This is a genomic window from Sphingomonas quercus, assembly GCF_018863195.1.
GTDB lineage: Bacteria > Pseudomonadota > Alphaproteobacteria > Sphingomonadales > Sphingomonadaceae > Solisphingomonas > Solisphingomonas quercus.
In genome coordinates this window covers 34,544-60,608 of record NZ_JAHKRT010000007.1, presented here as the reverse complement: position 1 = coordinate 60,608, position 26,065 = coordinate 34,544, and the positions used below count along the sequence as shown (strand labels likewise).

Genomic DNA, 26,065 nt, shown 5'->3' with positions numbered 1-26,065 from the left:
CCGCTTTCCAGGCGCGACTTGCGCCGTATCGTCGCCGAAATGATCGACTGATCCATCTATTGTCGTCGCGAGCGGCGCCTGAAAGGAAATCGGCATGTCCACGACAAGTGGTTATTATTTCGCCCAGGCCGAGATTGACGAACGGGCGGCCAGCCGCACCGCGCTCGGCAATGTCCGCGAATGCCACCTCCGCTCGGCGCGCGCATGGCGGGTGCTGGCCGAGCGGCTGCAGCATGCCGAGGCGATCCGCGCCGATCTCGCGAGCAAGCGCGCGCTTGTCGACGCGGCGGTCCTCTGATGGGCCGCCCCTTCGCCCATCGCGTCAAGACGCAACCCCTGTCAGCGGCGCAGGCCGATCGGCAGGGCCGCGTCACGCGCATGGCGATCGCGCGGTTCGGCGATGCCGCCGCCGTCACCGCATTCCTGAACACCCATCACGGGGCGCTCGGCGCGCGCCCCCTCGATCTCGCCATTGCGAGTGACGAGGGATTGGCCGCTGTCGAGGCGCTGATGGGCAGTGGGGCCGCCTGAGGATACGAATCCATGCCTCGAAATCACGGACCTGTGATAAGATGGCACATCACCGGCAGACTGAAGTAAGCGCCGGTGGCTGAGAGACAGGCGTCGCGCTCCCGCTTACCAACAGCAGGAGAAGTCATGGACCTCAATTATCTCTTTTATCGCCATCAGGTTTCGCTCGTCCGTGCGCGCGAGGCAAGTTGCAGCGCGTCGCGCCACGCCCATCAGGAACTCGCGCGAAATTATGCGCGGCTCATCGAGAAGGACCGGGCCGACCGCCCCTTGGGCACGTCCCATCCCGCGCGACTCGTCCGCCCCGCCCATACGTTCGCCTGACGGCCGCGCATCCACCGATCGAGGAGATCACCGGTGTTTCATAAATGGTTCGGGCGGCACGTTCCCGATTTGCATGCCAGCCGCTGGGGAAATGGGAACTTCACGACGACCTGCATGGTCTGCAACTGCAGGATGTCGCGTCTTCCCGGCCTTCCCTGGCAGGCGGCGCGCTAGACGCATAGCGAGCGATGACAGAATTTCTGATCGGCGTGCTGGTGGGTACGCTGCTGGGGGCGACCCCGATGATCGTGCTGGCGAGGATCGCGCGGGCCCGCGTCGCAGGCGACAAGCTCGTCTCCGGCCCCAAAACGCCGCTTTCGTCCGAAACCAGCTGACCCGTTACCCGCTATCGTTCAGGAGACGATGTTGCTCGAAATGCTCAAGGATCATCTGGATCGCGGCAGTGGCTCACTTGTCGTCGCGCTGCAGCTTGCCAGCGGGCTGGAGCATTCGAAGGCGATCCTTGCCGGAGCGGATGATGTCGGCATCGTCGTACTGGGCGAAAGCGGCAAGGATCGGCGACATGTCTTCTTTCCCTGGTCGTCGATAAGATCGATCGCGATACAGCTGGCGTCCGAGCCGGAGCTGATCGCTCATCCGGTGACGCCCGGCACGGGAATCTCCTGAAGCCCCGCCTGCTAAAATGAGCTACCCGCGCGCCTGAGAAGGTGTAACCATCCTGCGCCACCGTGCGAATTCATGCCATCATGGATTTCGGCGAGGCGACGGGATGCGGGAGAATTGGCGATATGGCGACGTCCGAGCCGGCTGACATGGCTGCCCCGCCGCAGGCCCGGCCGAGCTCGCTGGTCAAGCGCCACGGGCTGGCGACGCGCATCTGGCATTGGGTGAACGCCGTCACCATCCTGGTGATGCTGGGATCGGGCCTCATGATCCTGAACGCCCATCCGCATCTTTACTGGGGCCAATATGGGGCGAATTTCGACAGGCCCTGGTTCAACGTCAGCAGCGTCTTCGAAGGTGGGCGGGTGCCCGGGTGGCTGACCATCCCGTCCCAATATAATCTCGCGCTCGCGCGCCGATGGCACCTCACTTTCGCGCTGATCCTCGGGTTCGGACTGCTCCTGTTCATGGTCGCCGCGCTGGCCAACGGCCATGCCCGCGCCTTCCGGATGCGGCTGCGCGAGCTCGCCCCGCGCGCGTTGCTGCATGACATTCGCGAGCATCTCGCCTTCAGGTTCCACGATCCGGCGGACCCCACGGCATTCAACATCCTGCAGAAGCTGGCCTATGTGGTGCTGATCTTCGTGTTGCTGCCCCTCGTCATTCTGACCGGGCTCACCATGTCGCCGGCGATGGATGCCGCCTGGCCCTGGCTGCTCGATCTGTTCGGCGGCCGGCAGTCGGCGCGCTCGATCCATTTCATCGCCGCGATGTCGATCGCCGGGTTCATCCTCGTCCATCTCCTGCTGGTGGTGGCGGCCGGGCCGATCAACGGGATTCGTTCGATGATCACGGGCTGGTGGCGCGTGCCGGGAGAAACGCCGTGAGCAAGCTCATCACCCGGCGCGGGCTGGTGGGCGCATTCGCCGCCGGCGCCGGCTCTTTGCTGGCCGGGTGCGATCGGCTCGGTGACGATCCGACATTTCGCAAGGGCCTGCTGTTCCGCGGCGATGACTGGAACCGCTCGCTCCAGCGCCTGCTGTCGAACCGCGATGCTCCGGCGCGCGAATATCGTCCCGACCAGATGTCGCCGGTGTTCCGCACCAATGGCACGCGCGATCCGGGAACGCCGGACTATGCCGCCCATGTCGCCTCCAACTTCGTGGATTGGCGGATTCCGGTCGACGGCCTGGTGAACAGGCCGACGGCGTTCTCCGTCGCGCAGCTGCGATCGATGCCGCTTCGCGCGCAAATCACCCGCCATGATTGCGTCGAGGGCTGGAGCGCGATCGGAAAGTGGACGGGGCCGCGTCTTGCCACCCTGCTCGACGTCGCCGGCGTGAAGGATAGCGCGCGCTACATCGTCTTCCATTGCGCGGATCGCCTCGGGCGCGCGCGCCGTCCCTATTATGAATCCATCGACATGGTGGACGCGCTCCACCCCCAGACCATCCTCGCGCTGGCGCTGAACGATCGGGCGCTGTCGGTCGGGCACGGCGCTCCCGTCCGCCTGCGCGTTGAACGTCAACTCGGCTACAAACATGCCAAATATGTGCAGCGCATCGAAGCGGTCGCTTCCCTCGACGGCATCGCCGGCGGCAAGGGCGGCTATTGGGAGGATGTCGCCGACTATGACTGGTATGCCGGGATCTGACCGGCGAGGCCGCGGCACCGCCCGTGCAGGCGGCAGGCGGTCAGGGAAATCGGCCTTTATGGCCACATGAAGAGCTTGGCTAAAATCGTGCCGGCGTGCGCTGCCGGGCATCACGTCGCGTTACGCGCAGACCGGCGATCAGAAGCGCGTGGCGAATGAGAAGCCGCCGCCCCGGCTGTCCACGAAGGGAATGAGCCTGACGCCGTTGGTTCGCTTCGAGGTCAACAACAGGCCGCTTCCGGTGCCGATCGCAGCGCCGGCGACGACATCGTACCAATGGTGCTTGTTGGCCTCGATGCGGCTGACGCCGACGAAACTCGCCACCAGCAAGGCGGGCAAACCGGCCTTCCAGCCATAGCGGTTCTCCAACGTCGCGGCTGCCGCGAACGATACGCTGCTATGGCCCGATGGAAAGCTGTGGCGGTCGCTCCGATCGGGTCGCTCTTCCGGAAAGATGCGCTTGAGGCCATAGGCCGTGCCGTGCGCGAGGAGAAGGCTTCCGCCGGCCTGCAGGTCCCCGGTCCAGTCCCCCTGAATGGCGGGGACGCCGAGCGCGGCAACGACCAGCAGGTTGCGGCCTACGTCGCTGGCCTTGTCCCAGCCATGGCCGGCAGCCGCGACCGGGGAAACCGCCAGCACGAGCGCGCTTGCGCCGCCCGCGACCGATCGCAGGCAGCATCTGGCGGCTCGCCTCACGGCGGCGTTCCATTGGACACGTGGCTCACCCCCCTCCGTACCACGGTAGCGCGTGGCCTGGAAACGGCGCTCCCGCGGCGTTGCCGGTCGGTCGGCGGCCCCCGGGGCCGTCACCGGCAACCGTCGCGCGATGACCCGGCTACCGCTTAACTTTGCGACGAACGCCGATATTCATGCGACGAATAATCAGCCCAAGGTATTTAGGCCAAATGCACCAGAACCATCAGGCTTCTTGGGAGCATAAAGCTTGACTCATTACCTTTTAGGATTAACGTTAAACATGGTCGGGCCGGGGCTCTGCCGACTCTTTTCGTTTTTCAAATGAGAGGAGGGATTTCCATGCGACGGATCTTATTCGCGGCGTCGATTGCAATCGTCGCCGGCGCAATGGGCGCGGGCGCCGCCAGCGCGCAGATAACGCGCGTTTCTTCGGGCAATTTCAACGCCAGCGCCGGCGTCATCACCTTCTCGGAATATGCCGGCGGGACCGAGAATCCGAGCTATGCGCCAGCCCAATATGGCGGCGATCCGGTGAGTGCGCCAAACGTCACCTTCGGCGGCTGGTTCGTCGGGCAGTCGCTGAGCGCCAATCCGGGGGTCGATTGTCCGGGCGCGGCTGCGTCGGCCTGCCTGTCCGGCAATCCGAGCGCCGGTCTGGCGCTGGACGGCAATGCGCCGGCGACATTCATCACCAGTGACGGCTCGAATCCCACCTCGCCGGTGTTGTCGGGCTCGCCGCAATTCGACGGCCCGATCAGCGTGCTGTTCAGCGTCGACCAGCTGGCGGTGGGCTTTGACGGCGGCTTCTTCAACGCCGTCGGCAGCACCGGCATCCGCGCGTTCGACCGTCAGGGCAATATCCTCGGCACCGTCGCGAACCTCCAGGAAGGCATTGAATTCCTGGGCCTCGCGACCACCGACGGCCTCGCTCGCATCGCCGGCGTGCAGCTCACGCTCGTCGGGAGTGAGCCGGCGGGCTTCGCGATCGACAACCTGCGCTTCGGCGTCGCCGGTCAGGTCGTGATCCCGGGTGTGCCGGAGCCTGCGACCTGGGCGATGTTCATCGGCGGCTTCGGCCTGATCGGTGCGGCGATGCGGCGCCGCCCTGCCCTGGCCCAGCTCGCCTGACCTCGCTCCACGCGTGAGGAAGGCCGGCGGCTGATCACAGCCGCCGGCCTTCCGCACCGGGCATGACGGGCTTCATCGCCCGACCGGAAGGCCGGGCTAGGCGGCTTCGATGCCGATCGGCCGATAGCCTTGCCATTCGGGCCGGCTCGGGACGCCGCCGGGGTTGGCGGTCAGGCGCAGATGGAAGCCGCCGACGCTGGTCAACGCCAGGCAATTGTCGACATCTTTGAGATTGTCCTTGTGGAGCAGATCGGCGCCGATCAGCAGCGCCCGCTTCGCCCTGGACCGGGCCTCGTCGGCGCTTGCCGCCACGAACAAGCCGAATTCATGGAGTTCCGCCAGCGTATCGCGGCTGTACCCGCCCATATTGACGAAGAACAGAGTCTGTCCGCCTTCACACGGGGCGGCAGCAAGCTCCACATCATATCCATCGGCCCAGTCGATCGCCATGTAGCCATCGAGATGAAGCTTGTCCGCATCGCCGAACCATGCCTCCCGCAGCGCCGGGTACGCATCCTCGACCCGCGCCACGGCGACGAACTGGACATCATGGACTTCGATATTGGATCGCCCAGCGTTGCCGCCGACATAGAACATGTAAAGCTTGCAGCTGCCGGCGGCGACGCCGGCAGCCATCGTCTCGCGGTCATCTCTGGATTCGACCATATGGCTCCCCGACGTCCGGCGCGCGCCCGGGCGGTTGCCCGCGACGCGCCCGGCTCGCGTGCCCGTCGCAGGCCACGGCGTCAATTGGGTGGACGCTCGCGCGACAACCAGCCGCGGATGATCCGCCGGTTATTGTCGAACACGTCGCCAGGCACGGCCGCAGGGAACCGCGCTTCGTCGATCCCTCTCTCGCTGAGCGCGCGGCTGAGAAGAAGGGCTGGCTCGTCCCACGCCTCGTCCGTCAGTTGGAAGCCCCCCCAGTGGATGCCAATGGCCTGTCGCGTCTCAAGGTCCAGCATGATGCGAACGGCTTCGTCCGGGTCGGTGTGCTGGGTAGCCATGAACCAGCGAGGCGCATAGGCGCCGATCGGCAGCAGCGCGACATCGCTCGGGCCATAGGATGCGCGCATCGACCGGAAAATCGCGCCATCGCCATAGCCGGTATCGCCAGCAAAATAGACCTGCCCGGATGGCGTACGAAGCATGAAGCCGCCCCACAGGGCCATGCGCCGATCACCAATGCCGCGCGCCGACCAGTGATAGGCGGGCACGATGTGAACCTCGGCGCCGCCTTCGAGGCCCGTGCAGCTGCCCCAGTCTCCGGCGGCGACCCGGGCATCGGGGACTGCGTCACGCACAATTTTGTCGTTGCCGAGCGGTGTGACGATGAGCGGCTGGTGGACAGCCTGCAAACGCCGCAGGGTGGCCATATCCAGATGATCATAATGATTGTGGGAAAGGAGGACGGCGTCGATCGGCGGCAGGTCGCCAAAGGCAATGCCCGGCGGCGACACGCGTTGCGGCCCGGCAAAGCTGAGCGGACTTGCCCGCTCAGACCATACAGGGTCGGTGAGCACGTTGAGCCCGTCCGCCTGGATCAACAGCGTTGCATGGCCCACCATGGTGATCCGCAGCCCTTCGACGCGGGCATCCGGCTTGACCTGCCGCCCGGGGACGAGCCGGGGCCATCTCTGCTGCTTCTCGCCGAACTTCCATTGCAGCAACTGACGAAGCGACCGGTCGGTGTCAGGATGGTTCGGATTGAAGAAGCGGACGCCGTCAAAATGATCCGAAACCGGGCCGTCATAGTAGCGATTGCGCGCAGTCATCCGTCGGGGGGCCTCGTCCAGGGATGCCCCAGTTGGGAACTGGCTAGACCGATTGCCAGCCCCGACTGGTCAGCTGTCGCTCGCCAAGGGCGTTTGAACCTGCGATATGTCCGCTTCCTGGACCAGATAGCGGGGCGCCAGCTCGCAAGACCTTATGCTCATAGAAGATCGCCGCATCCTCTTGCGTGATTTCACTGAGGCAGACCGACCCGCGTTCCTCGCCTATCAGCTGGATCCACGTTACCTCGCACTATATGATTTCGATGCGTCCGACGTTCGGCGGCCGAACGATCTTTTTGATCTTTTCACCCGGTGGAGCGGCGAGATGCCGCGCAGGAACTTCCAACTCGGTATTTTCGACAGGCGAACCGGAGCGCTATGCGGCTGTGGCGGAATTCGTAAGGGGGCGGACGGCACGGGTGTTCTCGGGATCGAGCTCGCCCCGGCGAAATGGGGCTGCTTCGCGCTTGCCCTCGATGCCGCCGCGGCGCTAGCCGACTTCGGTTTCTCCGAACTGCGCCTCGAAACGATCCTCGGTGACACGGCGAGCGGCAACAAGCGGGTGGCTAGGCTTGCCCGGTGGTTCGGTGCCGATATCGTCGCCGAGCGCGACGGAACGCCATGGATGGTTCAACGCGGCTGGCGCGAAGTCGACTGGGCCATAAGCCGGCAGGCGTGGGAGGACTCGCGGCAACGGAATAACCGTTTCCGCCGGAGGTCAAGCAGCGCCCACCTGCGCTGACAGAGGTGCTACGGCCGGTCGATCGCTGCTCATCGACGGCCCGCCGAGCAGGCGCCCGGGAAACGGCAATTATACGTTGGTGTCATCCACAAGCATTGCCTTGAGGTGCTAGGCTGCGCCAAGAGGTAGCAGGATCCGCGCATGGCCGTTCAACCCCATGACACATCGGTCATTCACGTGATCGACGATGATCCGTCGATTCGCGGCGCGCTCGAGAGCCTGTTCGATTCGGTCGGGCTGACCGCGAAGACCTATGGTTCGGCGAGCGAGTTCCTTCAGTCAGAGCGCGACCATCCGCCGGGCTGTATCCTGATCGACGTCCGCTTGCCCGATGCCGACGGGATCGAATTCCAGGCTGCGCTCGGGGAGCTGGGCGTGCGCCTGCCCGTAATCGTCATGACCGGCTATGGAGATATACCCATGTCGGTGAAAGCGATGAAGCATGGCGCGCTCGACTTTCTGCCGAAGCCTTTCCGCGATCAGGAACTGCTGGACGCTGTAGCGGCCGCAATCGAGCGGGACCAACGCCGGCGAGCGCTCGATGAGGGCGAAAGCGCACTTGAGGCAAGGTTCGCGCGCCTGTCTCCGCGTGAGAAGGAGGTGATGCTACTCGTCACTGCCGGCAAGCTGAACAAGCAAGCGGCAGGCGATCTTGGCATCAGCGAGATCACGGTCAAGGTCCACCGTGGTGCGGCGATGCGCAAAATGGGTGCGCGCACGCTCCCCGAACTTGTCAGAATGGCGGACAAGCTAAGGCAAAGGCAGGCGGTTGAACCGGCGGCGAAGTGGGTCTAGCCGCGTCGCTTCTCGCGATAGATAACGAGTGCCGGAGCCACTGGTCAGGCTACTGACGGGCATTCGCGCAAACCTAAGGAAGTTCGGTGTCACGAGACGCGGTTATAGCAGTTATAGACGATGATGGGCTTTTTCGTGCCGCGCTCCTAGAACTACTCAGCTCGCTGGACTATGAGGCCTATGGCTTCGCGTCGGCGGAGGCGTTCCTCGGATTTGACGGCGCGCGATCTCTCGATTGCATCATTACTGATATTCATATGCCCGGAATGAGCGGTGTCGATTTGATACAGAAGCTTCGATTCGAAGACTATCGAGCTTCTGTGATCTTGATTACGGCGCGCGCGGAGCCGGGGCTTGAGGCACGGGTGGCGGCGATGGGCGCGGTTTGCCTGCTTAGGAAGCCCTTCGAGGCCGGCGCTTTGATCCGCTGTTTGGAGAGGGCGACCTCCGGTGGGCAAGGATCTTGAGATGACCGTGAGATACAGTCAATCGCATGGCACGCCTGTTTGGGCCTTTCAGCCGAAAAAATTCGTCCTGTCCTGCGTCCGCCCTGGCCAAGTTTGAACAGCCCCGCGATGCAGAGAGGCTCCCCTTCTGGATCTAACGATGATTTCCTGACGCTCACACGGGCGTCGCCGACGCCCATGCAAGTCTTACTAGCAACGCGCGTCGTACCCTTGATTTTGCTCGTCATATTCGTCTGTGCGAAACCTCTTTCGGGCCTTCAACTCTACCCTCTCCAGCCGTTCATCCCGTTCTACGTGACCGCGATTTTCCTAAACGATCTCATCACGGCGTGCTTGCTGTTCGCACAATTCTCCATTCTGCGGACGCGTGCGATGCTGATCGTAGCGAACGGCTATCTGTTCGCCGCGTTGATGCTGATACCCTACACATTGTCGTTTCCGGATGTTTTCTCATCCGGGAGCCTGGCGGGTAATCTGCAAAGCACACCCTGGCTGTACATAGTGCGTCATTGCGGACTCGCGCTCTTCCTGTCCGCATTTGCGCTCGCCGACCGAAGCGAGCAGCCTCCCTTCGCTCAGCGAATGGCCCGTACTGTGATGCCCGTAAGCATGCTGGTGACCACCGGACTGGTGCTCCTCGCGGCCTTCGTTTGCATTCACCATCGCGGTGCGCTCCCGATCGTGATTGACGACACCCGTCGGTTCTCGATGACATGGCCGCTGTACGCCGGCATCCCGATCGCTTGCTCCTACGCCGTGGCACTCGCCTTGCTCTGGTTCAGGCGGAACACCATTCTCGGCCTGTGGCTGATGGTTGTGGCGCTTGTCCACCTCACCGGCGTGCCACTCGGCTTTCACCCGGCCCCCGCCCGCTTCAGCGTTGGTTGGTACACAGTCATCCTCATGAACCTTGCAGCCAACACCCTGGTTCTGGTGGTGCTGCTGTTTGAATTCTCGAAGCTATATGCGCGGGTCATGCAAGCGGTGCGGGCCCAATATCTCGAGCGGGAGGCACGTCTTGTCACCGGCGACGCCGTGGCGGCGATGATCTCGCATGACGTCAAACAGCCGCTTTCCGCGATGATAACCCGCGCCGAGGCAGGCCTCCGTCGCCTTGAACGAGATACGCCCGATCTCGAAAAGGCCAAAGCGGACATCAAGCAAGTGGCTGCCGATGGGCATCGCGCGGCGGAGGTAATCGACAGCATCCGGGCGAACTTCAAGAAAGGGGCGAGAATCCGGACATTGCTGGATCTCAATGCCCTGGTACGCGAGACGGTCGCCCTGCTGCGTGACGACCTTCAGCGCCACGGTGTCATCGTTGAGGACGAGATGCGAGCCCGCGCGGCAACGGTATATGGCGATCGGACGCAGTTGCAGCAGGTCGTGCTGAACCTCTGCACCAATGCCATCGACGCGATGCTCGACGAGCCGCCTCCACGAAAACTCACGATCGGCTCCGCGACCCGGGACACAGGCGAGCTGGTGGTGACAGTGTCGGACACCGGAAAAGGCGTGGCGCCACAAGATATAGAGCACATCTTCAATCCGCTGTTCTCAACCAAGGCCGACGGTATGGGCATGGGGCTCTCGATTTGCCGGTCGATCATTGAGGCCCATGACGGGCGGATCTCCGTGTTGCGTAATCAAAGCAAGGGCGCGGTCTTGGAATTCGCTCTCCCGCTGGCATGAGCCGGCGGCAAAACGGAGGGCTCAGCGCCTGCTGCCAGGATACCCGATCGTAACGGCATCGGGTGCCAAGCAGTGACTTGGCGTGCGGCGGTAAGGCTGCGCCAACGATGAATGAGTTGCGCGAGCATGCGAACGGACGCGCAGCCGCACCTCACTTGTACGGCCTGCCACCCGGCGGGAGCACGGACTTCCGCGTGTTCGACAAGCCGCCGAGCCGGCCAGCGGCGCTGCATCAAAGGCGTGTCACGTCCACAATCGCCTCCGCGAAGGCGCGCGGCGCCTCCTGAGGGAGATTATGGCCAATGCCCCCGGTGATTTCACGATGAGCGTACCGCCCGGTAAATTTGGCGGCATAAGCCGCCGCTGGAGGATGGGGCGCACCGTTGGCGTCGCCCTCAAGCGTGATCGTAGGCACCGCGATCGGCGGCGCCTCGGCGAGACGCTGCTCGAGGCGGTCGTATCGCGCCTCGCCGGCGGCAAGGCCGAGCCGCCAACGATAGTTGTCGATCACGATCGCGACGTGATCAGGATTATCGAAGGCCGCGGCAGTACGCTGATAGACCGCATCTGAAAAATCCCAACGCGGTGAAGCGAGCCGCCAGATCAGCCGATTGAAGGTGACGCGGTTGCGGTCATAGCCCAGGCGGCCGCGCTCCGTCGCAAAGTAGAATTGATACCACCAAGCCAGCTCAGCCTCCGGCGCAAGCGGCAGCGCGTTCACCTTTTGGCTACCGATCAGATAGCCACTCACCGAGACGTGCGCGCGGCACCGGTCCGGCCAGAGCGCCGCGAGGATGTTCGCGGTGCGCGCGCCCCAGTCGAACCCTGCGACGACCGCCTCCCCAATGCCTAAAGCGTCGAGCAAAGCGACAACGTCCGCGGCCAGCGCGGCCTGCTGGCCATTGCGCAAGATATCAGCGGAGCGGAAGCGGGTGGTGCCGTAGCCCCGCAAATACGGGATGATCACGCGGTATCCGGCGGTCACCAGCAGCGGTGCCACCTCGGCGAAGCTGTGAATGTCATAGGGCCAGCCGTGGAGTAGAAGCGCAACCGGGCCGCGCCGAGGCCCAAGGTCCGCATAGCCACAATCGAGATCCCCCGCAGCGATTTGCCGCAACGGCAGGCTGCCGAGGTGCGCATCATTGCCTTCGCCTTGAGCGGGCGCTGCCGCCAGAACTGAGCCTGCAAAAGGTAGGAACAGGCTGGCGGCGCCACCAGCCACCAACGCCCGCCTGGAGCTATCAATCGTGTCGCGCCCGTTCGGCTGTATCATGCTCCTGCTCCTCGCTAGATACGGCAAGCCCGCCTCCACCAGCGCGAATGGCAGACGCCGTCGGCGTCCGCCAGCAGCCAGCGGGCCGGCCAAGCACAATTTGCGCCTAGGCTGAGCATGCCAATCAACAAAATGAGATGCATGGAATCAGCATCCGGTCTCGTCGGGGGTAGCGGCTGTGCGGCCTGACGAACGCGACTTAAACGTGGGCCGGCGGCTGGTCCATTAAACCATCGTGTCGGCCGGTGCTTCAGACGACCGCGGCAAACGTCGGCCGGCTCGAACCAGAACTCTTATCACCTTGGTATAGTCATACCTTGGAGCAATGGATCGCGGGTGTCCGCCAAGGCAGGCCCATCAAGCGCTGCTTGCAATCGCGCCAGAGGAGGACTGCCGTGAGCGAGGGAATGCAAATATCATCGAGGCGGGAATGCGGGCCGCTTGCACTGATGCTCGTCGAGGAAATCGGCCACCGCGTGATCAACGAATTCGCAGAGGCCATTTCGACACTCTCGCTCGCCGCCAGGACCGCCCCGTCGAGCGCGGAGCGGGCCAGCATCGAGCGAGCCGCCCTGGGCCTGTCAGGTCACGCGGAATTACACCGGGCCTTGCTTCCTCCAACGTCCGCCCATCCAGTCAGCCTGCCGGGGTATCTCGCGCGCATCTGCCAAAGCTTTTCGGCCACCGTGCTGGCGCGGCGCGGGGTGCGGTTGTTGCTGCGCTCGGACGAGGTCCAGCTGGCAAGCGGCGAGGCGTGGCGTGTGGCTCTGATCGTCATGGAGCTGGTCCGGAATGCTGCACGACACGCACAACTCAAGCCGGGCGGCCTGATCACCGTGGACCTCACGCTCGCGGACGGCGGCCTTACCTGCAGCGTCTGCGATAGCGGCCAGGCCTCGCCCGCGGCCAGACCGGGCCGGGGGCGTCATTTGGTTCAGTCCCTTGCCGCAGAATTGGGGGGACACGCGACTTGGCGCCTAGGCCCGGCAGGGAGCCAGGCACGCGTCGATCTGCCCCTGGCGACGCCGATTTGCGGACAACTGTCTTCCGGGCCATCCGAATAGCCTGGGTCCACACCAAAGTATCACCATACGAAAGTGCAATTTCGACCGACAGCGGCCCACGTCATCTTCAGACCGTTCGGCCCCGCCCGCTCTCGAGGAGAAACCTGCATGCCAACCGGCAGCTATTCAACATCGGCTTCTCGGGAGTCTCCAGGGCGCGCGTCGTAAGCCAAGCGGGGTGTGATGCCGACGGCGGCTCTGCGCCGCCTGGCACATCGCGCGGCCTGCCCTGCCCAACCAGCGCGGGCGGCGATGCTCCCTGCGCCAACTCATCTGACCCGGCGCTGAACTTTCAACGCCGCCCTTCTCGCTCAGAACAGCAAAGGATTCGCTCATGAACAACGACAAGAAGGTCGCCGTCATCACGGGGGCTTCGCAGGGCATCGGCGCGGGTCTGCGCGACGCCTATCTCGCGCGCGGGTTTCGCGTGGTTGCCACGTCGCGATCGATTCAGCCGACCGACAATCCCGACATGCTGGCAATAGCAGGCGATATTGGCGACCCAGCAACCGGCGCCAAAGTGATCACCGAGGCGCTGGACAAGTTCGGCAGGGTGGACACGCTGATCAACAACGCCGGCATCTTTGTTGCCTCACCTTTTACCCGCTACAGCGCCGAGCAATACGCACAGGTGATCGCCACCAACCTGAACGGCTTCTTTTTCATCACCCAGGCGGCGATCCACGCAATGGAAAAGCAGGGAGCCGGCCATGTCGTGAGCATCACGACCGCGCTCGTGCGCCAATCATTGTCAGCGGTGCCCTCGGCGCTCGCGGCTCTTTCAAAAGGCGGCATTGACGCATCCACGCGCAGCCTTGCGATCGAGTATGCCAGTCGTGGCATCAGGGTGAATGCCGTGGCGCCGGGCGTGATCAAGACGCCGATGCATCCGGCCGACACTCATGAGGCGCTCGGTGCACTCCACCCCCTTGGGCATATGGGAGAGATCGGCGACGTCGTCGAGGCAGTGCTCTATCTCGAGGGCGCGCCTTTTGTCACTGGCGAGACGCTTCACGTCGACGGCGGCCAGGCGGCCGGTCACTAAAAGGCGGGGAGACGAACCATGCCATTTGTTACGGTCGAACTTACCCGCGAGGGCACCGAGCCGGACGTCGCCGGCGTGACCCCTGAGCAGAAGGCGGCAATCTTCAAGGGCGTCAGTCAGGTCCTGTCAGATGTGCTCGGCAAGCCTGCCGACTGGACCTGGGTCGTGATCCGCGAGGTGGCACTTGAGGACTGGGGCTGGGGCGGCTTGCCAGTCCTCGAATACCGCAAGCAGCTCGCCGAACATGCGGCTAGCTCCGCGAGCTAGAGCGGGCATGGCGTTCGCCGACTACCTCGCTTTCCTCGGCATCGCGTTGCCGATTAATCGGGCACCGGTGGCGGGGGTTCACGCGCGCCCCTCGCGCTGCAGGCGTGGTTGCACTCTTGGCCGCACAATTCGGCCACGGCTCGCCGGGGGGAGGTGGTCGCATGGTTGAGAGTGTCAGGCTGCCGGCAATGCGGACGCGACCGCTCTTCGTCGCGGAAGTGCTGGTCGATCCCCTTCAGATCGTGGGAGGTCCCGTGGGTGCAGCGCGGCGGATCGGCACGTTGCCCGGCGGTCGCTTCGAGGGAAGGCGCTTGCGTGGTGCAATCCTTCCGGGCGGCGCCGACTGGCAGACCGAACGTGGCGACGGCGCTATCGTGCTCGATGCGCGGATCGTGCTGCGAACAGACGACGACGCACTCATCGCGATGAGCTATAGCGGCCTTCGCTACGGCCCCGCGGCAGTGATGGAGCGGCTGGCCCGTGGCGCGGCGGTGGCGCCGTCCGAATATTACTTCCGGATCCTGCCCGCCTTCGCGACCTCCGATCCGCGGTACGAATGGCTCAACCGCGCACTCGCCATTGGCATCGGCCATCGCACCCCCGCCGGGCCGATCTACGACGTCCACGAAATCATTTAGGCGCCGGCTGGCGTCCGTCATTTTGGGAGACAACAGGATGAGCATGGACATGAAGCTGGAAGCGATCGTGCTCCCCGTGGCGGACGTCGATCGCGCCTACGCCTTTTACAGCAGGCTCGGCTGGCGGATCGATGCGGATATCTCGAACGAGGCCGGCGGCCGAATCGTCCAGTTCACTCCCTCCGGATCGCCATGCTCCGTGCTGATCGGCAGCGGGTTGACACCGTCCCCGCCCGGCTCCTCGCAGTTCATCCATCTGGTCGTCGGCGATATCGTAAAGGCACGCGCAGAATTGATCGCGCGTGGCATCGAGGCCGGCAAGGTCTTCCACGATGGCGGTGGCGGCTATAATCGCTTCAACCCGGCGGTGCGCGTCGACGGGCCGGATCCAAAGCGGCGAAGCTATGCCTCATTCCTCACCTTTACCGATCCTGACGGGAACGGATGGGTGCTGCAGGAGATCACGCAGCGATTCCCCGGAAGGATCGACAGCGGTGTGACCAGCTTTGGCTCGGCAGCGGAACTTGCCGCTGCACTACGCCGTGCGGCTGCGGCGCATGGCGACCATGAGCAGCGCTCCGGACAAAATGACCCCGACTGGCCGGACTGGTATGCAGCCTATCTTGCTACCGAGCAGTCTGGCGCATCGCTGCCGCGTTGACGCCAGATGCCACTCTCCGCCCTCGCGCTCGCCGCTGCTCTCGCTGCAGCCGGACCGTCTGATCACCCGGCTCCCGTCACGGCCGTCCGTTACCATCGCGTCGATGTAGACGGCGTGGGGGTTTTCTATCGCGAAGCCGGCAATCCGGCCGCGCCGGCAGTCGTGCTGCTGCATGGCTATCCCTCCTCGTCGCGCATGTGGGGGCCCCTGCTTCCGCTCCTCGCCCGCAAATACCATGTGATCGCGCCGGATTATCCGGGTTTCGGACACAGCGATGCGCCGCCGCCGGGCGCATATATCTACACATTTGACCGTCTCGCGGAGACGATCAACCGGCTGCTCGCAAGGCTGGCAATCTCCCGCTACGTCCTCGTCATGCAGGATTATGGCGGACCGGTCGGTTTCCGGCTCGCGATCGCCCACCCATCCGCGGTTCGCGCGATCATCGTGCAGAATGCCAATGCCTACCGTGAGGGGCTCGGTCCGAAGTGGGCCGGCATCGCAGGTTATTGGTCGGATCCGACCAAGCACCAGGACCAGGTCGACGCCTTCGTCTCCCTCGCGGGCGCCAAGCAGCGCCACCTCGGCCTCAGCCCTCACATCGACAGATATGACCCCGACAGCTGGACCGATGAGTTCGCCTTTCTCTCGCGCCCGGGGGAACGCGCGATCCAGGCCGCTTTGCTCCGCGACTATCGGCACAATGTAGCCTCCTATCCGAAATGGCAGGACTGGATGCGACGTTATCGTCCCCCCGCGTTGATCCTCTGGGGCAAATATGACCCGTCGTTCATTGTTCCGGGTGCGCACGCCTATCTGCGCGATCTGCCGGAGGCAGAGCTGCACATTCTCGACGCTGGGCATTTTGCGCTCGACGAGCAAAAGGACGAGGTCGCGAGGTTAATGCTCGACTTTCTCGGTCGTCTTCCCTTGGACTAATCAAATACCGCCGGGCCGGCGGACGGCGAGACATCACCGGGTCAATGCCCTTCGCATGCAGCGCGAGAGAGGATCAGTGCGTCCGGGTCTGAAGACTTTCCTCAGCTGGTTGGAACGTGCGTGCAGGTGTCGCGAGGCACAATGCCGCTGACGGACATCGCCCCGCCGCTGCGCCGCATCAGTGGCAAACGACAATCCACAAAAATGAAGGGCGCCGGAGCGCCCTCCAGGTCTGGAGCCGGACGACGGGGGGAGAGATCGTCGCGGCCCGCCGATCGCCTCAGCGAACGGAACGAAACGTGGCGCGCAGTTCCTCGGCAAAAATGCGAGGTTGTTCCCAGGCGGCAAAATGCCCGCCTTTTTGAAGACGATTATAGTGGATAAGTTTTGGGTAAGCCTTTTCGGCCCAGCTCCGCGGCGCGGTGTAGATTTCGTCTGGGAAGGCGCTCACACCGATCGGCAACGTGACACCCTTTGGCGCGAAGAAAGCAAGCTTGCTTTCCCAATAGAGCCGCGCCGAGGACACGGCGCTGCGCGTCAGCCAATAGAGGGTGATATTGTCGAGAATGTCGTCGCGCGTGAGCCCCTCGCTCTGGCCGCCGAACACGCGCGCGATCAGCTCCTCACTACGCGCGTCGTGATCCAGCATCCAGGCTGCGAGACCAATCGGGGAATCGTCCAGTGCGTACAGCGTTTGAGGGCGGTTCGCCATTTCCTGAGCGTAGCCGAGGCCGTGCTTGTAGAAGGTGTCGAGCTGGTCATACGCATTCTTCTCCTCAGCGGAGAGCCCGACCGGCGCCGCCCCGCCGGAGGAAAGCGCGGTCGCGATCTCCGTCGGTACGGTGGCGGGCATATTGGTGTGAACCGCGATCAGGCCGGGCGGGGTCAGCAATGCCATCTGCTCAGTCACCGCGTTGCCCCAATCACCGCCCTGCGCAACATAGGCTCTGTATCCCAGCCTGCTCATGAGCTCGGCCCACGCCTTGGCGATCCGGATTGGATCCCAGCCGAGCTGGTCAGGTTTGGCCGAAAAACCGTGGCCCGGCAGCGACGGGATCACGACGTCGAAGGCATCGGACGGCGTGCCGCCGAATGCGGTAGGATCGCTCAACGGCCCGATCACCTTCATCTGCTCGATGATCGAACCTGGCCAGCCATGGGTGATGATCACTGGCAGCGCCTTCTCATGCTTCGAACGAACGTGTATGAAGTGAATGTCGACACCATCGATATTGGTGACGAACTGTGGATAGCGATTGAGCCGCGTCTCAAGCTTGCGCCAATCGTAATCGACCGCCCAATATTCAGCGAGCTGACGCATTGTCCTGAGCCGCACCCCCTGGGAGGCGTCGTCGACCAGCTCCTGTGACGGCCAGCGCGTGGCCGCGATGCGACGTCTGAGATCGGAGAGGTCCTCGTCCGACGCACGATATCGGAAGGAACGAACTTCACCCGCCCCGCCCACCGCAGTGGCGATTTGACCATAGGCAGCGGCGCGCGCCGGGGCGACCGGTAGCAGCAGGCCTGCCGAGCCGATGGCACTCGAACTCAGAAAATCACGACGATCCATCGCTGCTTGCGTCGATGCCATATCTGCCTCCTCATGGATAATTGTAGGGAGCCGGGTGCCAGCTCGCGGCTGCGGCCGGACCAAGCTGGACGCCCTAGATGCGCTGATCATGAGACTTGCCGCAGATGATAGATAAACGAAACTGATCAATAGTATCGGTATACTATGGTATAGCTGCCGTCTTTGTTAAATATTCGAGAGTCTTATACATTAGTTGAATTGTCTCATCTGACCACTAAAATTAGCTGTTTGCCATTCGAAGCGAACAGGAGCCTGAGATGAGCGATGCACAGATTGTCGATTCCAGCTTCAGCGCCATCATCCAGGCGCCGATCGAGAGGATCGACCTGCCCGCCTGGGCCTTCTCGCTCCCGGATGCCGAATATCAGGGTTGCTCCCCTGCCCATGTCGCGGCCGGCGCCACAACTTCGCCCGACGGCAAGCGCATGTCGATCAACGTCGAGGTAATCGGCGGGAGCCCGATGGTTCAACATTATGTCGAGAGGCTCGCAGAGCGCGACCATCTTATCCTCGAATCGGTCTCGGACGTTTTCACACCGAACGGGCGCACCACGATCAACGTTGTATGGGAACTGCGCGTGGCACAACTCGACGCGCACCGATGTGAATTCACCAATCATGTGCGATCCAGCGCGACCAGTGAGATGCTGGCGCTGCTTGATCGGCAAGGGATTCCGTTCGAGGTTTTCCGCGCCCAGCGTCAGCCGATGTCGATCGCGCACAATCAGGGCGAAACCCCCCTTTTCGCCGCCAGCATCGAACGCTTCGCGCTCCGCGCCTGACTCACGATCTGCAGGAGGATTGCATGGGCGTTTCGAGCTACGAGCCGCGATCGACCGCGCTGCTGTTCGTCGATCCGTATAACGACTTTCTGTCGGAAGGCGGCAAGGCCTGGCCGAGAGTCAAAACCGTCGCTGAGCAGGTCAACCTGCTCGACCATCTCCGCGCGATCGTCGCAACCGTGCGGGCGGCGGGGATCAGGCTGTTCATCGCCCCTCATAGACGATGGGAGGCGGGCGATTATGAAAGCTGGGCTCATCCCAACCCGACGCAACAGGGGATCATGCAGCGCCATACCTTTGCGCGAGGAGAATGGGGCGGAGATTGGCATCCCGACTTTGCGCCTCAGGCGGGCGATATCGTGGCCAAGGAGCATTGGGCGCAGAGCGGCTTTGCCAACACCGACCTCGATCAGCAATTGCGGCAGCATGGGATCACGCACCTGATCATCGTCGGTTTGCTCGCTAACACCTGCGTCGATTCAACCGCTCGCTATGCGATGGAACTCGGCTATCACGTGACGCTGGTTCGCGATGCTACGGCGGCTTATAGCCAGGAGCTGATGCACGCAGCGCACGAGCTGAGCGCGCCCACTTTCGCCCATGCAATTCTGACCACGGCCGATATTCTCAGCGCGCTATCACCCTCCAAGCGTTGAGCGCGGTTGGTCGCAGCCCCCCCCTGCCTCGTCGCTTGCATTCTGATCGGGACGTGTGGTGCCTCTCTAGAGCCTAACCGCACTCTTCAGGCCGATCACGCCCACCTCGCGTGCGCTCCGGAAGCCGCCGGCGTGGTGAATCCACTGCAGGTTTGGACGAACCTCGAGCCAGCCAAAGGGATGAAAGCCGTAATAGAGTTCAGCCCCATATTCGGCAGACTGTTTCTCTTTGCCCTTCAACCGTTCTAAGCGGCCGACCCTGCCTGCAACGTGTGTGCGCACGACACCGAAGCCGAGCACATCGTCGGTGAACCAGGGTAGGATTCGCTTCTCGAAGACGCCGACCGCGACCTGATTGTCGATCAAGGATGTCCGCCTGTCGGTGATCGTCGCGTTGAGGAAAACCGTCAGCCCCGATACGGATTCGCCAGCCGCAGACCTGCCGGTCAGTTGCTGCTGGGCGTTGATCCAGAAGCCGTAGCCTGCCCGATGGAGCAACGCCGGCTGCCGAGTAAGCACCTGGGGTTGGCGGTCGCGATCATAGTAGAGGTCCGGTTTGTCGGACGTGCTCAGCCACGCGCCGACCTTGTACGATCCAACCGGGCCCCCTTCCTTGCGGCCGGTGGTCACGCCCACCTCAGCGGGAATCAGCGCGCCGGTCGCGCCGCCGAAATGGCCGAGGCTAAAGCCTTTCTCGAGATTGCGCGGGTTTTCCTCGAAGACTGCAATTTGTACGTAGGCACGCGTTGAGCTGACGCGCAAGCGCGCACCCCATTGGCTTATCGGCCAATTGTACCAGTAGGCACCTGCCACATTGCCCGGTTGCGAGCCGCAGAAGCTCAAATTCTGGAAAGAGCAGGAGAAGGCGGCGAAATCCTCGCCCGGTGAGGTGCGCCCGGCCCTAAGGTCGACGGTACCCGAAAGAAGTCGCTGCTCATACCAGAACTGCGTAAGCCGCCATGTCTGGCCTCGCCCATATATCTCCTGCACCTCCTGCAGGGTGCCTAGTCCGGCCCGGCGATCCAGCTGATGCCCACGGCGCGAGGTAATCGTGGCCTGGAAAGTCCCGTCGGTGTGGGCGATCCGGCCGAGGTCCAGGTGCAGGCCTAGATCGACCTGGCCGGCTTCCGTTACATCATGGCGCTGGCCACCTGTCGGGTTCCAGGCGGCTTCCGAGACGTAGCGTCCGCTTAGGCCGACACCAGCCTGCGCCAACCATTGCTTCAGCCCGAACCAGTTCCCGGCCGCCCCGGGAGGCGGCGGAAGTTGCGCACCACCTTGCTCGCTGGCGGGAGAGAGATCCCCGCTCCGACGTCGCAATGCGCGGTCCGGAACCTCGACCTCCCTGAGAACGGACGCAGAAATGGGGCCAGGTTGCGTGCATGCCTCCCGCACGGGCGCCTGTATGAGCACAAAGCTCGCGGTGAGCAGCAGATGGCACCGGCGGGGGCCACACCATCTCGTCGGCATCCCGGGCACCGGCCAAATCCTCTCCTGAACATATCGTGCAACAAGACCATAGTAATGCGAGATTGATCATTACCCATTGAACGATAGTTTGATTATACGTTGGCGTAAGACTTCCCGATGATCGCCGCGCGACGCTCGCCATACCAATGTATAATTTGTCCGCGCTCCGACTTGTACAATTCTTCGTCAAGTTTATCGGAGATTCGCAATGCTCTCGAAACGTTTTGCTGCCGCGCTGCTGTGGGTCATGCCGATTGCCGCGAGCGCCGCTCCGGGAAACGGCGCCGGGCTGGCGGGTTCGGCAGCGCAAGGTGACAACGCAGCGGGCCGGGTTCAATTCCGGATCACGCGCGTTAGTCCCGCCTATTGGCGGGTCTCGATCGATCATCCGCCGTTCAACATTTTCGGGCCGGAGTCGATTCCGCAGCTCGAGGAGGTGATCCGCGCGATCGAACAGGATCCTCAACTCAAAGTGGTCGTGTTCGCAAGCAACGTGCCCGGGTTTTTCCTGACCCATTATGACTTCACGCCGCCGCTGGCGCGCACGACGAGCATTCCCTCGGGGCGAACCGGCCTCCCGGCGCTCACCGACATTCTCGTGCGCCTGAGCAAGGCCCCGGTCGTTTCGATCGTAGAAATCCGGGGACGCGCGTCAGGCGTCGGCAGCGAGCTGTCGCTCGCCAGCGACATGCGCTTCGCCAGCCGCGAGAACGCGAGATTGTCCCAGTTCGAGGTCGGCGCGGGCTTCGTACCGGGTGGTGGACCGATGGCGCGCCTGCCCCGCTTGGTGGGGCGGGGCCGTGCACTCGAGATCCTGCTCGGCGGCGACGATATCAGCGGCGACCTTGCCGAGCGCTACGGTTATGTGAACCGCGCGCTTCCGGACACCGAGCTCGACGGCTTCATCGACAATCTCGCGCGCCGCATCGCGTCCTATGACCGGACGGTGATCGGCGAGATCAAGGCGTTGGTAAACCGCTCAACCCTGCCCGCCGACCAGGACCTTGCAGCCGAATGGAGTAGCTTCATCGGCTCGGTGCAGCGCCCCGCCGCCCAAGAACGAATTGAGCTGCTGATGAAGCTCGGCCTGCAGACAAGGCCGGAAGTCGAGGTCGATCTTCCGCAATATACCGGGCAGGCCAGCCGCGACGTCGAGCAGCGCGCCGCCCGCAAATAGGTCAATCGCTATCGCAAATCCTTGAGGAGACAAGGAATGGCATCCTTTCATCCCGGAACTGCTCTTGTCACCGGCGCGTCGTCCGGAATGGGGGCGATCTATGCAGATCGGCTCGCGCGGCGCGGCTATGACCTCATCCTTGCTGGGCGTGATCGCGAGCGGCTGGAGCAATGCGCAGCAAGTCTCGCCAAACGCGAAGACCGCACCATCCGCATCGTGGCTGCTGACCTTCAGACCGCTCAGGGTCTGAACTCTGTCGAGCAAATTCTTTGTTCGGAGCGCGCCATATCCATGCTCGTCAACAATGCGGGGATTGGCGCGGTCGGCCCGCTCCTGCAGTCGGATATCAACCAATTGGACGCCTTGATCCGGCTCGACGTGATTGCGCCGGTGCGGCTCGCTTATGCAGCCGCGGCCGCCTTCGCCTCTCGCGGGAGCGGGACGATCGTCAACATGGCGTCGATCGTCGCCGTCGCACCGGAGCTGCTGAACGGCGTCTATGGGGCGGCAAAGGCGTTCGTGCTGGCATTCAGCCAATCGCTGCACCACGAGCTGTCCGACAAGGGCATTCGGATCCAGGTGGTCTTGCCGGGTGCGGTCGCCACAGCCTTCTGGGGAACCGCTGGGACCTCAGTCGAGCACCTGCCGGCTGACATCGTCATGTCTGCGGAAGACGCGGTGGATGCGGCACTTGCCGGCCTTGATGCCGGTGAAGTCGTCACCATCCCCTCACTCCCCGATCTCGCCGACTGGCAAGCGCTGGAGGACGCCCGGAAAAACCTGTTCCCCGGTCTTTCGCACGCCATCCCCGCTCCGCGCTACCGCGGGCTGTAGAAGCGTGCCGTGCGAAAGGGCCAGACGAAGGCCGCGGTGGTGCGATGCTCGGCGATCAAGCTGATCAGCGCCGTGACCTCGGCAGCGCTGGTCGCGCTCGAGGTGAAATGGCTTGCTCATTATCTCGGCGACGCCCTCGTCGCCATTGCCGTCACCGGGCTCGCCCTCGTCAATGCCGCCGCCCTCGCCCGAACGCGGCACACGGCACGGACCGACTGATGCGGTTGGCGTTGTCGACTGAACCAAGCGGCCACACGACCCGCGCTTCCCCAACATCGGTCAAAGGACGGACGAAATGCATAGTAAAACTGCCTTCCTATGCCTGTCCTCGCTCGCACTCGCGCCGGGCCCGGCGTCGCCGCAAGGGCTTTCGGCTCATCGCGTCGCCTGCGCCCATAGTGAAGAGATCGCGTTCGCGCCTTTCGCAGCATTCCCGAAAGGAGCCGAGATTGCTACGGTCGTGGGTAATCCCAGCCGGCCCGGTCCTTATGTGGTGCGCGTGCGGGTCGGCAAGGGTGTCAGATTGCAACCCCATATTCATCCCGGGGACAGGATTTACACGGTGATCTCGGGAGTCTTCTATATTGGCTTCGGCCAGACCTTCGATCCCATGAAGCTTCAGGCGTTCGGGCCCGGCAGCATCGTTGTCCTTCCAAAGGATACGCCACATTTTCACTGGGCAAAGTCGGGTGCTTATGTGACCCAGGTCAGCGGTAGCGGCCCGCTCGGCATCGCCTATGTCGACCCTGCCGATGATCCGCGCAACCACTGAGGGCACGTCACGCAACGGTCAATTATGTTGGTCGGAGGCGGCACCCCACTCTGCCGATCTCGATGCATCCTTGCATGATGCGAGCCGTCAGTGTCGGTGCCGAGCGTAATCGCGCTATCAATGCAAGCGGCCGACGCGCGAGCCGCGGGAACAGGTCCGCGGCTCGCGTCGATCGTTTCAGACGCTGATCATCGGTTTGAACAGGTCGAGGAGCGCTTGCGCTGCTGGTCCGGAAGAGGCCGGATTCTGGCCCGTCAGCAGCAACCCGTCGCGCACGACATGGGGTTGCCAGTCGTCTGCCTTGGAGAAAATGCCGCCCAGGCGGCGAAGTTCGGTCTCGACGAGGAACGGGACGACGTGTGTGAGCTGCACCGCCTCCTCCTCGGTGTTGGTGAAGCCGGTGACCCGCTTGCCTTTCACAAGCGGGTTGCCATCAGGGGCGCGGGCACGATGCAGCGCGGCCGGTGCATGGCAGACAAGGGCCAGCGGCTTGTTCGCCGCCAACGTGGTCTCGATCAACCGGATCGAGTCCTCGTCTTCCGCCAGATCCCACATGGGGCCGTGGCCGCCGGTGTAGAAGACAGTGTCGAAATCGGCTTGCGAAACAGTTCGCAGCTCGACCGTGTTTGCCAGGGCCCGCTGAGCATCCGCATCCCGCTCGAAACGATGGGTAAGGTCGGTCTGGAATTCAGGCTCGTTGCTCTTGGGATCAAGCGGTGGCTGCCCGCCATTGGGTGAGGCGATAGTGACCTCGGCGCCTGCATCCTTGAAAGTGAAATAGGGGGCTGCGAACTCCTCCAGCCAAAAGCCAGTCTTCCGGCCGGTTGTCCCCAGCTGATCGTGCGAGGTGAGGATCATCAGGATTTTCATGGGAGGCCTTTCGCAATTGGCGCGAAGCAGCCTTGCCTAGCGCTTCGTCGCTCCGCCAGCGTGCCTCTGGGTATCCCCCTTCTCAATTGTACATTGGTGTCGGACGCAAACGATCCTAACCGGTTATTCATCTTGCTCAATGGCCCTTAAGGGGGCCTGCGGTGAGTCACTCGGCTCACTCTACATGCCCGAGAATAGCGACTCACCAATAGGAATCGGTTAACCTTGCCGCCAGCGCGCGATTACCAATGTCACCGGAAGTGTGTGGCTCCATTCCGGGGAGCCAGGGCGCATCACCGCGCTCGGCCGGGACCACGCCTGAGGTAGGAGGTCGACCGCTGACGCAGGAAGGCACACAGGGTTCACCGCTCCTGTTACATCTGTAACAGACGCCTGCAAAAAGCCTTTATTTTCCGATATTTTCCCGGCCCATACAATCGTTTGGAACGGGTGGTGCCGCCTACAGGACTCGAACCTGTGACCCTCGCATTACGAATGCGATGCTCTACCAGCTGAGCTAAGGCGGCCCAAAAGGTGGCGCGCCTCTATCAGCGCTGCCGCCCGGGCACAAGCGTCTTTGCCTGACAGGTCTTAACCCGATGCTAACGCACCCGGCGCCAAGGTCTCGGGCGGGCGGGAAAGTCCGGTGGAGACGGGTAGATATGGACGCGCGCGCGCTCGATGATCTGTGGTGGCTCGATGGCGAGGAGCAGGGCGTCGATCGTCCGCCGTCCGTCGCCAGCGACGAGCGCCGGTTGCAGGTCCGCGCCTATAATCGCTGGGTCGCGCTGCTGCGCGGTCGCGCCTATCCCTCGATCGACGATCTGCGCGAGGACGAGGGCGGCTTCGGCGATCGCGGCGTCGTGCTCGATTTCTCGGCAGGGCCCGCAAACCCCCATATCGTCTATCTCGGCGAGGCGCTGCGTGCGGAATGCGGTGTCGCCGATGTCCGCTCGGTGGCGGATATTCCCAGCCGCTCGCTGCTCTCGCGCCTCACCGACCATTATCTGCAGATCATCGCCAATCGTGCGCCGATTGGATTCGAGGCCGAATTCGTGTCGCAGCGCGGGCTGAACACGCTTTATCGCGGCATATTGATGCCCTGTTCGTCCGACGATGTCACGATCGACTATATCTACGGTGTCATCAACTGGAAGGAACTGGCCGACCACGAGACCACCGCCGAGCTGGTGCTTGAGGTCGATCGTGCGCTACGGGACGCCGGGCTCGACGAATTGCCGCTGCCGGTGGCCCAGCCGCTCCCCCGTCACGACGGGATCGATCCGCTGGAAGCCGCGCGCGCCGCGCCGGCGCTGGCCCATGTCGCGCTGGCCGCGTCCGAGGAGTTCGTGGTGCTGCTGGCGCGGCGTGAGGCTTCAGGCGGCCTGTCCGTGCTCTCGACGCTTCCCGCCGACCCGCGCCTGATCGAGAGCGTCGCACGCACACTCTGATCGCCGCTCGGCGGCGCGCCGACAGAAAATGTCTTACCCGCCAGCATTCCGACACCCTTTGGAAACCCCCTCTCCCTAGCCTTGAGTAGCCCGGAATAGGCGCGCATATCCGCGGATGTGACGCGCCGGAGATGGCTCGGACAGGAG

General features: G+C 63.5%; 31 protein-coding genes and 1 tRNA gene. 24 read left to right on the top strand and 8 right to left on the bottom strand.

Annotation, left to right across the window (positions count from 1 at the left end; translation table 11 throughout):
- Positions 1 to 94: 94 nt before the first annotated feature.
- The 6 genes from KOF26_RS13305 to KOF26_RS13280 all read left to right on the top strand — a co-directional run bounded on the left by KOF26_RS13305 (position 95) and on the right by KOF26_RS13280 (position 3,133).
- Positions 95 to 298: a hypothetical protein gene (locus tag KOF26_RS13305; protein WP_216325816.1), complete on the top strand. Its 204-nt coding sequence runs from the start codon at positions 95 to 97 to the stop codon at positions 296 to 298.
- Positions 298 to 531, top strand: coding sequence for an antitoxin Xre/MbcA/ParS toxin-binding domain-containing protein (locus tag KOF26_RS13300; RefSeq protein WP_216325813.1), 234 nt, complete (start codon positions 298 to 300; stop codon positions 529 to 531). The genes KOF26_RS13305 and KOF26_RS13300 overlap by 1 nt, the downstream gene beginning before the upstream one ends.
- 512 nt (positions 532 to 1,043) lie before the next feature.
- Positions 1,044 to 1,190, top strand: a complete 147-nt coding sequence (locus tag KOF26_RS13295) for a hypothetical protein (RefSeq protein WP_216325810.1) — start codon at positions 1,044 to 1,046, stop codon at positions 1,188 to 1,190.
- A gap of 28 nt (positions 1,191 to 1,218) precedes the next feature.
- Complete coding sequence (locus KOF26_RS13290) at positions 1,219 to 1,482, top strand: hypothetical protein (RefSeq protein ID WP_216325807.1); 264 nt, start codon at positions 1,219 to 1,221, stop codon at positions 1,480 to 1,482.
- 122 nt (positions 1,483 to 1,604) lie between these two features.
- Entirely contained in the window at positions 1,605 to 2,366 is a 762-nt protein-coding gene (locus KOF26_RS13285; protein ID WP_253201436.1) for a cytochrome b/b6 domain-containing protein, read from the top strand.
- Positions 2,363 to 3,133 carry a molybdopterin-dependent oxidoreductase gene (locus tag KOF26_RS13280; RefSeq protein ID WP_216325804.1) on the top strand — a complete coding sequence of 257 codons (771 nt, stop codon included), beginning with the start codon at positions 2,363 to 2,365 and terminating at the stop codon, positions 3,131 to 3,133. The genes KOF26_RS13285 and KOF26_RS13280 overlap by 4 nt, the downstream gene beginning before the upstream one ends.
- A gap of 138 nt (positions 3,134 to 3,271) precedes the next feature.
- On the opposite strand, the gene KOF26_RS13275 is transcribed toward KOF26_RS13280, so the two are convergent.
- A complete protein-coding gene (locus KOF26_RS13275) occupies positions 3,272 to 3,829 on the bottom strand; it encodes a phosphatase PAP2 family protein (RefSeq protein ID WP_363182249.1) in 558 nt (185 codons plus the stop codon).
- Positions 3,830 to 4,168: 339 nt separating this feature from the next.
- Between KOF26_RS13275 and KOF26_RS17190 the strand changes: the two genes are divergently transcribed.
- A complete protein-coding gene (locus KOF26_RS17190; protein WP_253201435.1) occupies positions 4,169 to 4,957 on the top strand; it encodes a PEPxxWA-CTERM sorting domain-containing protein in 789 nt (262 codons plus the stop codon).
- A 96-nt stretch (positions 4,958 to 5,053) separates the two neighbouring features.
- On the opposite strand, the gene KOF26_RS13265 is transcribed toward KOF26_RS17190, so the two are convergent.
- Both KOF26_RS13265 and KOF26_RS13260 read right to left on the bottom strand, forming a co-directional pair.
- On the bottom strand, positions 5,054 to 5,623 hold the full coding sequence (locus tag KOF26_RS13265; RefSeq protein ID WP_216325800.1) for a DUF1543 domain-containing protein: 570 nt from the start codon (positions 5,621 to 5,623) through the stop codon (positions 5,054 to 5,056).
- A gap of 80 nt (positions 5,624 to 5,703) precedes the next feature.
- Entirely contained in the window at positions 5,704 to 6,732 is a 1,029-nt protein-coding gene (locus KOF26_RS13260; RefSeq protein ID WP_216325796.1) for an MBL fold metallo-hydrolase, read from the bottom strand.
- Positions 6,733 to 6,886: 154 nt separating this feature from the next.
- Here KOF26_RS13260 and KOF26_RS13255 point away from each other — a divergent pair, with 154 nt between their 5' ends.
- The 4 genes from KOF26_RS13255 to KOF26_RS13240 all read left to right on the top strand — a co-directional run bounded on the left by KOF26_RS13255 (position 6,887) and on the right by KOF26_RS13240 (position 10,428).
- Entirely contained in the window at positions 6,887 to 7,474 is a 588-nt protein-coding gene (locus tag KOF26_RS13255; RefSeq protein WP_216325792.1) for a GNAT family N-acetyltransferase, read from the top strand.
- Between the two features lie 141 nt (positions 7,475 to 7,615).
- Positions 7,616 to 8,269 (top strand): response regulator transcription factor, encoded by a 654-nt coding sequence (locus KOF26_RS13250; RefSeq protein WP_216325790.1) that lies wholly within the window; start codon positions 7,616 to 7,618, stop codon positions 8,267 to 8,269.
- An 86-nt stretch (positions 8,270 to 8,355) separates the two neighbouring features.
- Positions 8,356 to 8,736 carry a response regulator transcription factor gene (locus tag KOF26_RS13245; protein ID WP_216325786.1) on the top strand — a complete coding sequence of 127 codons (381 nt, stop codon included), beginning with the start codon at positions 8,356 to 8,358 and terminating at the stop codon, positions 8,734 to 8,736.
- A 210-nt stretch (positions 8,737 to 8,946) separates the two neighbouring features.
- The gene (locus KOF26_RS13240; RefSeq protein WP_216325783.1) at positions 8,947 to 10,428 is read left to right on the top strand and encodes an MASE4 domain-containing protein; all 1,482 of its coding nucleotides are present in this window, start codon (positions 8,947 to 8,949) and stop codon (positions 10,426 to 10,428) included.
- A gap of 232 nt (positions 10,429 to 10,660) precedes the next feature.
- On the opposite strand, the gene KOF26_RS13235 is transcribed toward KOF26_RS13240, so the two are convergent.
- Positions 10,661 to 11,701, bottom strand: a complete 1,041-nt coding sequence (locus KOF26_RS13235; RefSeq protein WP_216325780.1) for an alpha/beta fold hydrolase — start codon at positions 11,699 to 11,701, stop codon at positions 10,661 to 10,663.
- Positions 11,702 to 12,096: 395 nt separating this feature from the next.
- On the opposite strand from KOF26_RS13235, the gene KOF26_RS17330 reads away from it, so the two are divergent.
- The 6 genes from KOF26_RS17330 to KOF26_RS13205 all read left to right on the top strand — a co-directional run bounded on the left by KOF26_RS17330 (position 12,097) and on the right by KOF26_RS13205 (position 16,315).
- Positions 12,097 to 12,765, top strand: a complete 669-nt coding sequence (locus KOF26_RS17330; RefSeq protein ID WP_216325777.1) for an ATP-binding protein — start codon at positions 12,097 to 12,099, stop codon at positions 12,763 to 12,765.
- Positions 12,766 to 13,099: 334 nt separating this feature from the next.
- Positions 13,100 to 13,810: an SDR family NAD(P)-dependent oxidoreductase gene (locus tag KOF26_RS13225; protein ID WP_216325775.1), complete on the top strand. Its 711-nt coding sequence runs from the start codon at positions 13,100 to 13,102 to the stop codon at positions 13,808 to 13,810.
- A gap of 18 nt (positions 13,811 to 13,828) precedes the next feature.
- Positions 13,829 to 14,077 (top strand): tautomerase family protein, encoded by a 249-nt coding sequence (locus KOF26_RS13220; RefSeq protein WP_216325772.1) that lies wholly within the window; start codon positions 13,829 to 13,831, stop codon positions 14,075 to 14,077.
- 161 nt (positions 14,078 to 14,238) lie between these two features.
- Entirely contained in the window at positions 14,239 to 14,715 is a 477-nt protein-coding gene (locus KOF26_RS13215) for a DUF3237 domain-containing protein (RefSeq protein ID WP_216325769.1), read from the top strand.
- A 37-nt stretch (positions 14,716 to 14,752) separates the two neighbouring features.
- Complete coding sequence (locus KOF26_RS13210; protein ID WP_216325766.1) at positions 14,753 to 15,376, top strand: VOC family protein; 624 nt, start codon at positions 14,753 to 14,755, stop codon at positions 15,374 to 15,376.
- A gap of 6 nt (positions 15,377 to 15,382) precedes the next feature.
- Positions 15,383 to 16,315 carry an alpha/beta fold hydrolase gene (locus KOF26_RS13205; protein ID WP_216325763.1) on the top strand — a complete coding sequence of 311 codons (933 nt, stop codon included), beginning with the start codon at positions 15,383 to 15,385 and terminating at the stop codon, positions 16,313 to 16,315.
- A gap of 280 nt (positions 16,316 to 16,595) precedes the next feature.
- On the opposite strand, the gene KOF26_RS13200 is transcribed toward KOF26_RS13205, so the two are convergent.
- Positions 16,596 to 17,906, bottom strand: coding sequence for an epoxide hydrolase family protein (locus KOF26_RS13200; protein WP_216325759.1), 1,311 nt, complete (start codon positions 17,904 to 17,906; stop codon positions 16,596 to 16,598).
- A 257-nt stretch (positions 17,907 to 18,163) separates the two neighbouring features.
- Here KOF26_RS13200 and KOF26_RS13195 point away from each other — a divergent pair, with 257 nt between their 5' ends.
- Positions 18,164 to 18,688 carry a hypothetical protein gene (locus tag KOF26_RS13195; protein WP_216325756.1) on the top strand — a complete coding sequence of 175 codons (525 nt, stop codon included), beginning with the start codon at positions 18,164 to 18,166 and terminating at the stop codon, positions 18,686 to 18,688.
- A gap of 23 nt (positions 18,689 to 18,711) precedes the next feature.
- Positions 18,712 to 19,344, top strand: a complete 633-nt coding sequence (locus tag KOF26_RS13190) for a cysteine hydrolase family protein (RefSeq protein WP_216325753.1) — start codon at positions 18,712 to 18,714, stop codon at positions 19,342 to 19,344.
- Positions 19,345 to 19,410: 66 nt separating this feature from the next.
- Here KOF26_RS13190 and KOF26_RS13185 read toward each other — a convergent pair whose 3' ends face one another.
- A complete protein-coding gene (locus tag KOF26_RS13185) occupies positions 19,411 to 20,559 on the bottom strand; it encodes a carbohydrate porin (RefSeq protein ID WP_253201434.1) in 1,149 nt (382 codons plus the stop codon).
- A 463-nt stretch (positions 20,560 to 21,022) separates the two neighbouring features.
- Between KOF26_RS13185 and KOF26_RS13180 the strand changes: the two genes are divergently transcribed.
- From KOF26_RS13180 to KOF26_RS13165, 4 genes are all read left to right on the top strand, one after another.
- Complete coding sequence (locus KOF26_RS13180) at positions 21,023 to 21,991, top strand: enoyl-CoA hydratase/isomerase family protein (RefSeq protein ID WP_216325750.1); 969 nt, start codon at positions 21,023 to 21,025, stop codon at positions 21,989 to 21,991.
- Positions 21,992 to 22,027: 36 nt separating this feature from the next.
- Positions 22,028 to 22,825 (top strand): SDR family NAD(P)-dependent oxidoreductase, encoded by a 798-nt coding sequence (locus KOF26_RS13175; RefSeq protein WP_216325747.1) that lies wholly within the window; start codon positions 22,028 to 22,030, stop codon positions 22,823 to 22,825.
- Between the two features lie 9 nt (positions 22,826 to 22,834).
- Positions 22,835 to 23,044, top strand: a complete 210-nt coding sequence (locus KOF26_RS13170; RefSeq protein ID WP_216325742.1) for a hypothetical protein — start codon at positions 22,835 to 22,837, stop codon at positions 23,042 to 23,044.
- Positions 23,045 to 23,120: 76 nt separating this feature from the next.
- Positions 23,121 to 23,597 carry a cupin domain-containing protein gene (locus tag KOF26_RS13165; RefSeq protein WP_216325739.1) on the top strand — a complete coding sequence of 159 codons (477 nt, stop codon included), beginning with the start codon at positions 23,121 to 23,123 and terminating at the stop codon, positions 23,595 to 23,597.
- Positions 23,598 to 23,774: 177 nt separating this feature from the next.
- Here the strand turns inward: KOF26_RS13165 and KOF26_RS13160 are convergent, their stop codons facing one another.
- On the bottom strand, positions 23,775 to 24,467 hold the full coding sequence (locus tag KOF26_RS13160; RefSeq protein WP_216325736.1) for a type 1 glutamine amidotransferase domain-containing protein: 693 nt from the start codon (positions 24,465 to 24,467) through the stop codon (positions 23,775 to 23,777).
- A gap of 451 nt (positions 24,468 to 24,918) precedes the next feature.
- Positions 24,919 to 24,994, bottom strand: a tRNA-Thr gene (locus KOF26_RS13155).
- A 135-nt stretch (positions 24,995 to 25,129) separates the two neighbouring features.
- Between KOF26_RS13155 and KOF26_RS13150 the strand changes: the two genes are divergently transcribed.
- Positions 25,130 to 25,918 carry a PAS domain-containing protein gene (locus KOF26_RS13150; RefSeq protein ID WP_216325732.1) on the top strand — a complete coding sequence of 263 codons (789 nt, stop codon included), beginning with the start codon at positions 25,130 to 25,132 and terminating at the stop codon, positions 25,916 to 25,918.
- Positions 25,919 to 26,065 lie beyond the last annotated feature (147 nt).

Excerpts from the sequence above, each read along its gene's own strand:
- KOF26_RS13305 (WP_216325816.1), top strand. The coding sequence starts at position 95 with ATGTCCACGACAAGTGGTTATTATTTCGCCCAGGCCGAGATTGACGAA.
- KOF26_RS13300 (WP_216325813.1), top strand. The coding sequence starts at position 298 with ATGGGCCGCCCCTTCGCCCATCGCGTCAAGACGCAACCCCTGTCAGCG.
- KOF26_RS13295 (WP_216325810.1), top strand. The coding sequence starts at position 1,044 with ATGACAGAATTTCTGATCGGCGTGCTGGTGGGTACGCTGCTGGGGGCG.
- KOF26_RS13290 (WP_216325807.1), top strand. The coding sequence starts at position 1,219 with ATGTTGCTCGAAATGCTCAAGGATCATCTGGATCGCGGCAGTGGCTCA.
- KOF26_RS13285 (WP_253201436.1), top strand. The coding sequence starts at position 1,605 with ATGGCGACGTCCGAGCCGGCTGACATGGCTGCCCCGCCGCAGGCCCGG.
- KOF26_RS17190 (WP_253201435.1), top strand. The coding sequence starts at position 4,169 with ATGCGACGGATCTTATTCGCGGCGTCGATTGCAATCGTCGCCGGCGCA.
- KOF26_RS13265 (WP_216325800.1), bottom strand. The coding sequence starts at position 5,623 with ATGGTCGAATCCAGAGATGACCGCGAGACGATGGCTGCCGGCGTCGCC.
- KOF26_RS13260 (WP_216325796.1), bottom strand. The coding sequence starts at position 6,732 with ATGACTGCGCGCAATCGCTACTATGACGGCCCGGTTTCGGATCATTTT.
- KOF26_RS13255 (WP_216325792.1), top strand. The coding sequence starts at position 6,887 with ATGCTCATAGAAGATCGCCGCATCCTCTTGCGTGATTTCACTGAGGCA.
- KOF26_RS13250 (WP_216325790.1), top strand. The coding sequence starts at position 7,616 with ATGGCCGTTCAACCCCATGACACATCGGTCATTCACGTGATCGACGAT.
- KOF26_RS13235 (WP_216325780.1), bottom strand. The coding sequence starts at position 11,701 with ATGATACAGCCGAACGGGCGCGACACGATTGATAGCTCCAGGCGGGCG.
- KOF26_RS13225 (WP_216325775.1), top strand. The coding sequence starts at position 13,100 with ATGAACAACGACAAGAAGGTCGCCGTCATCACGGGGGCTTCGCAGGGC.
- KOF26_RS13220 (WP_216325772.1), top strand. The coding sequence starts at position 13,829 with ATGCCATTTGTTACGGTCGAACTTACCCGCGAGGGCACCGAGCCGGAC.
- KOF26_RS13215 (WP_216325769.1), top strand. The coding sequence starts at position 14,239 with ATGGTTGAGAGTGTCAGGCTGCCGGCAATGCGGACGCGACCGCTCTTC.
- KOF26_RS13210 (WP_216325766.1), top strand. The coding sequence starts at position 14,753 with ATGAGCATGGACATGAAGCTGGAAGCGATCGTGCTCCCCGTGGCGGAC.
- KOF26_RS13205 (WP_216325763.1), top strand. The coding sequence starts at position 15,383 with ATGCCACTCTCCGCCCTCGCGCTCGCCGCTGCTCTCGCTGCAGCCGGA.
- KOF26_RS13200 (WP_216325759.1), bottom strand. The coding sequence starts at position 17,906 with ATGGCATCGACGCAAGCAGCGATGGATCGTCGTGATTTTCTGAGTTCG.
- KOF26_RS13195 (WP_216325756.1), top strand. The coding sequence starts at position 18,164 with ATGAGCGATGCACAGATTGTCGATTCCAGCTTCAGCGCCATCATCCAG.
- KOF26_RS13190 (WP_216325753.1), top strand. The coding sequence starts at position 18,712 with ATGGGCGTTTCGAGCTACGAGCCGCGATCGACCGCGCTGCTGTTCGTC.
- KOF26_RS13180 (WP_216325750.1), top strand. The coding sequence starts at position 21,023 with ATGCTCTCGAAACGTTTTGCTGCCGCGCTGCTGTGGGTCATGCCGATT.
- KOF26_RS13175 (WP_216325747.1), top strand. The coding sequence starts at position 22,028 with ATGGCATCCTTTCATCCCGGAACTGCTCTTGTCACCGGCGCGTCGTCC.
- KOF26_RS13165 (WP_216325739.1), top strand. The coding sequence starts at position 23,121 with ATGCATAGTAAAACTGCCTTCCTATGCCTGTCCTCGCTCGCACTCGCG.
- KOF26_RS13160 (WP_216325736.1), bottom strand. The coding sequence starts at position 24,467 with ATGAAAATCCTGATGATCCTCACCTCGCACGATCAGCTGGGGACAACC.
- KOF26_RS13150 (WP_216325732.1), top strand. The coding sequence starts at position 25,130 with ATGGACGCGCGCGCGCTCGATGATCTGTGGTGGCTCGATGGCGAGGAG.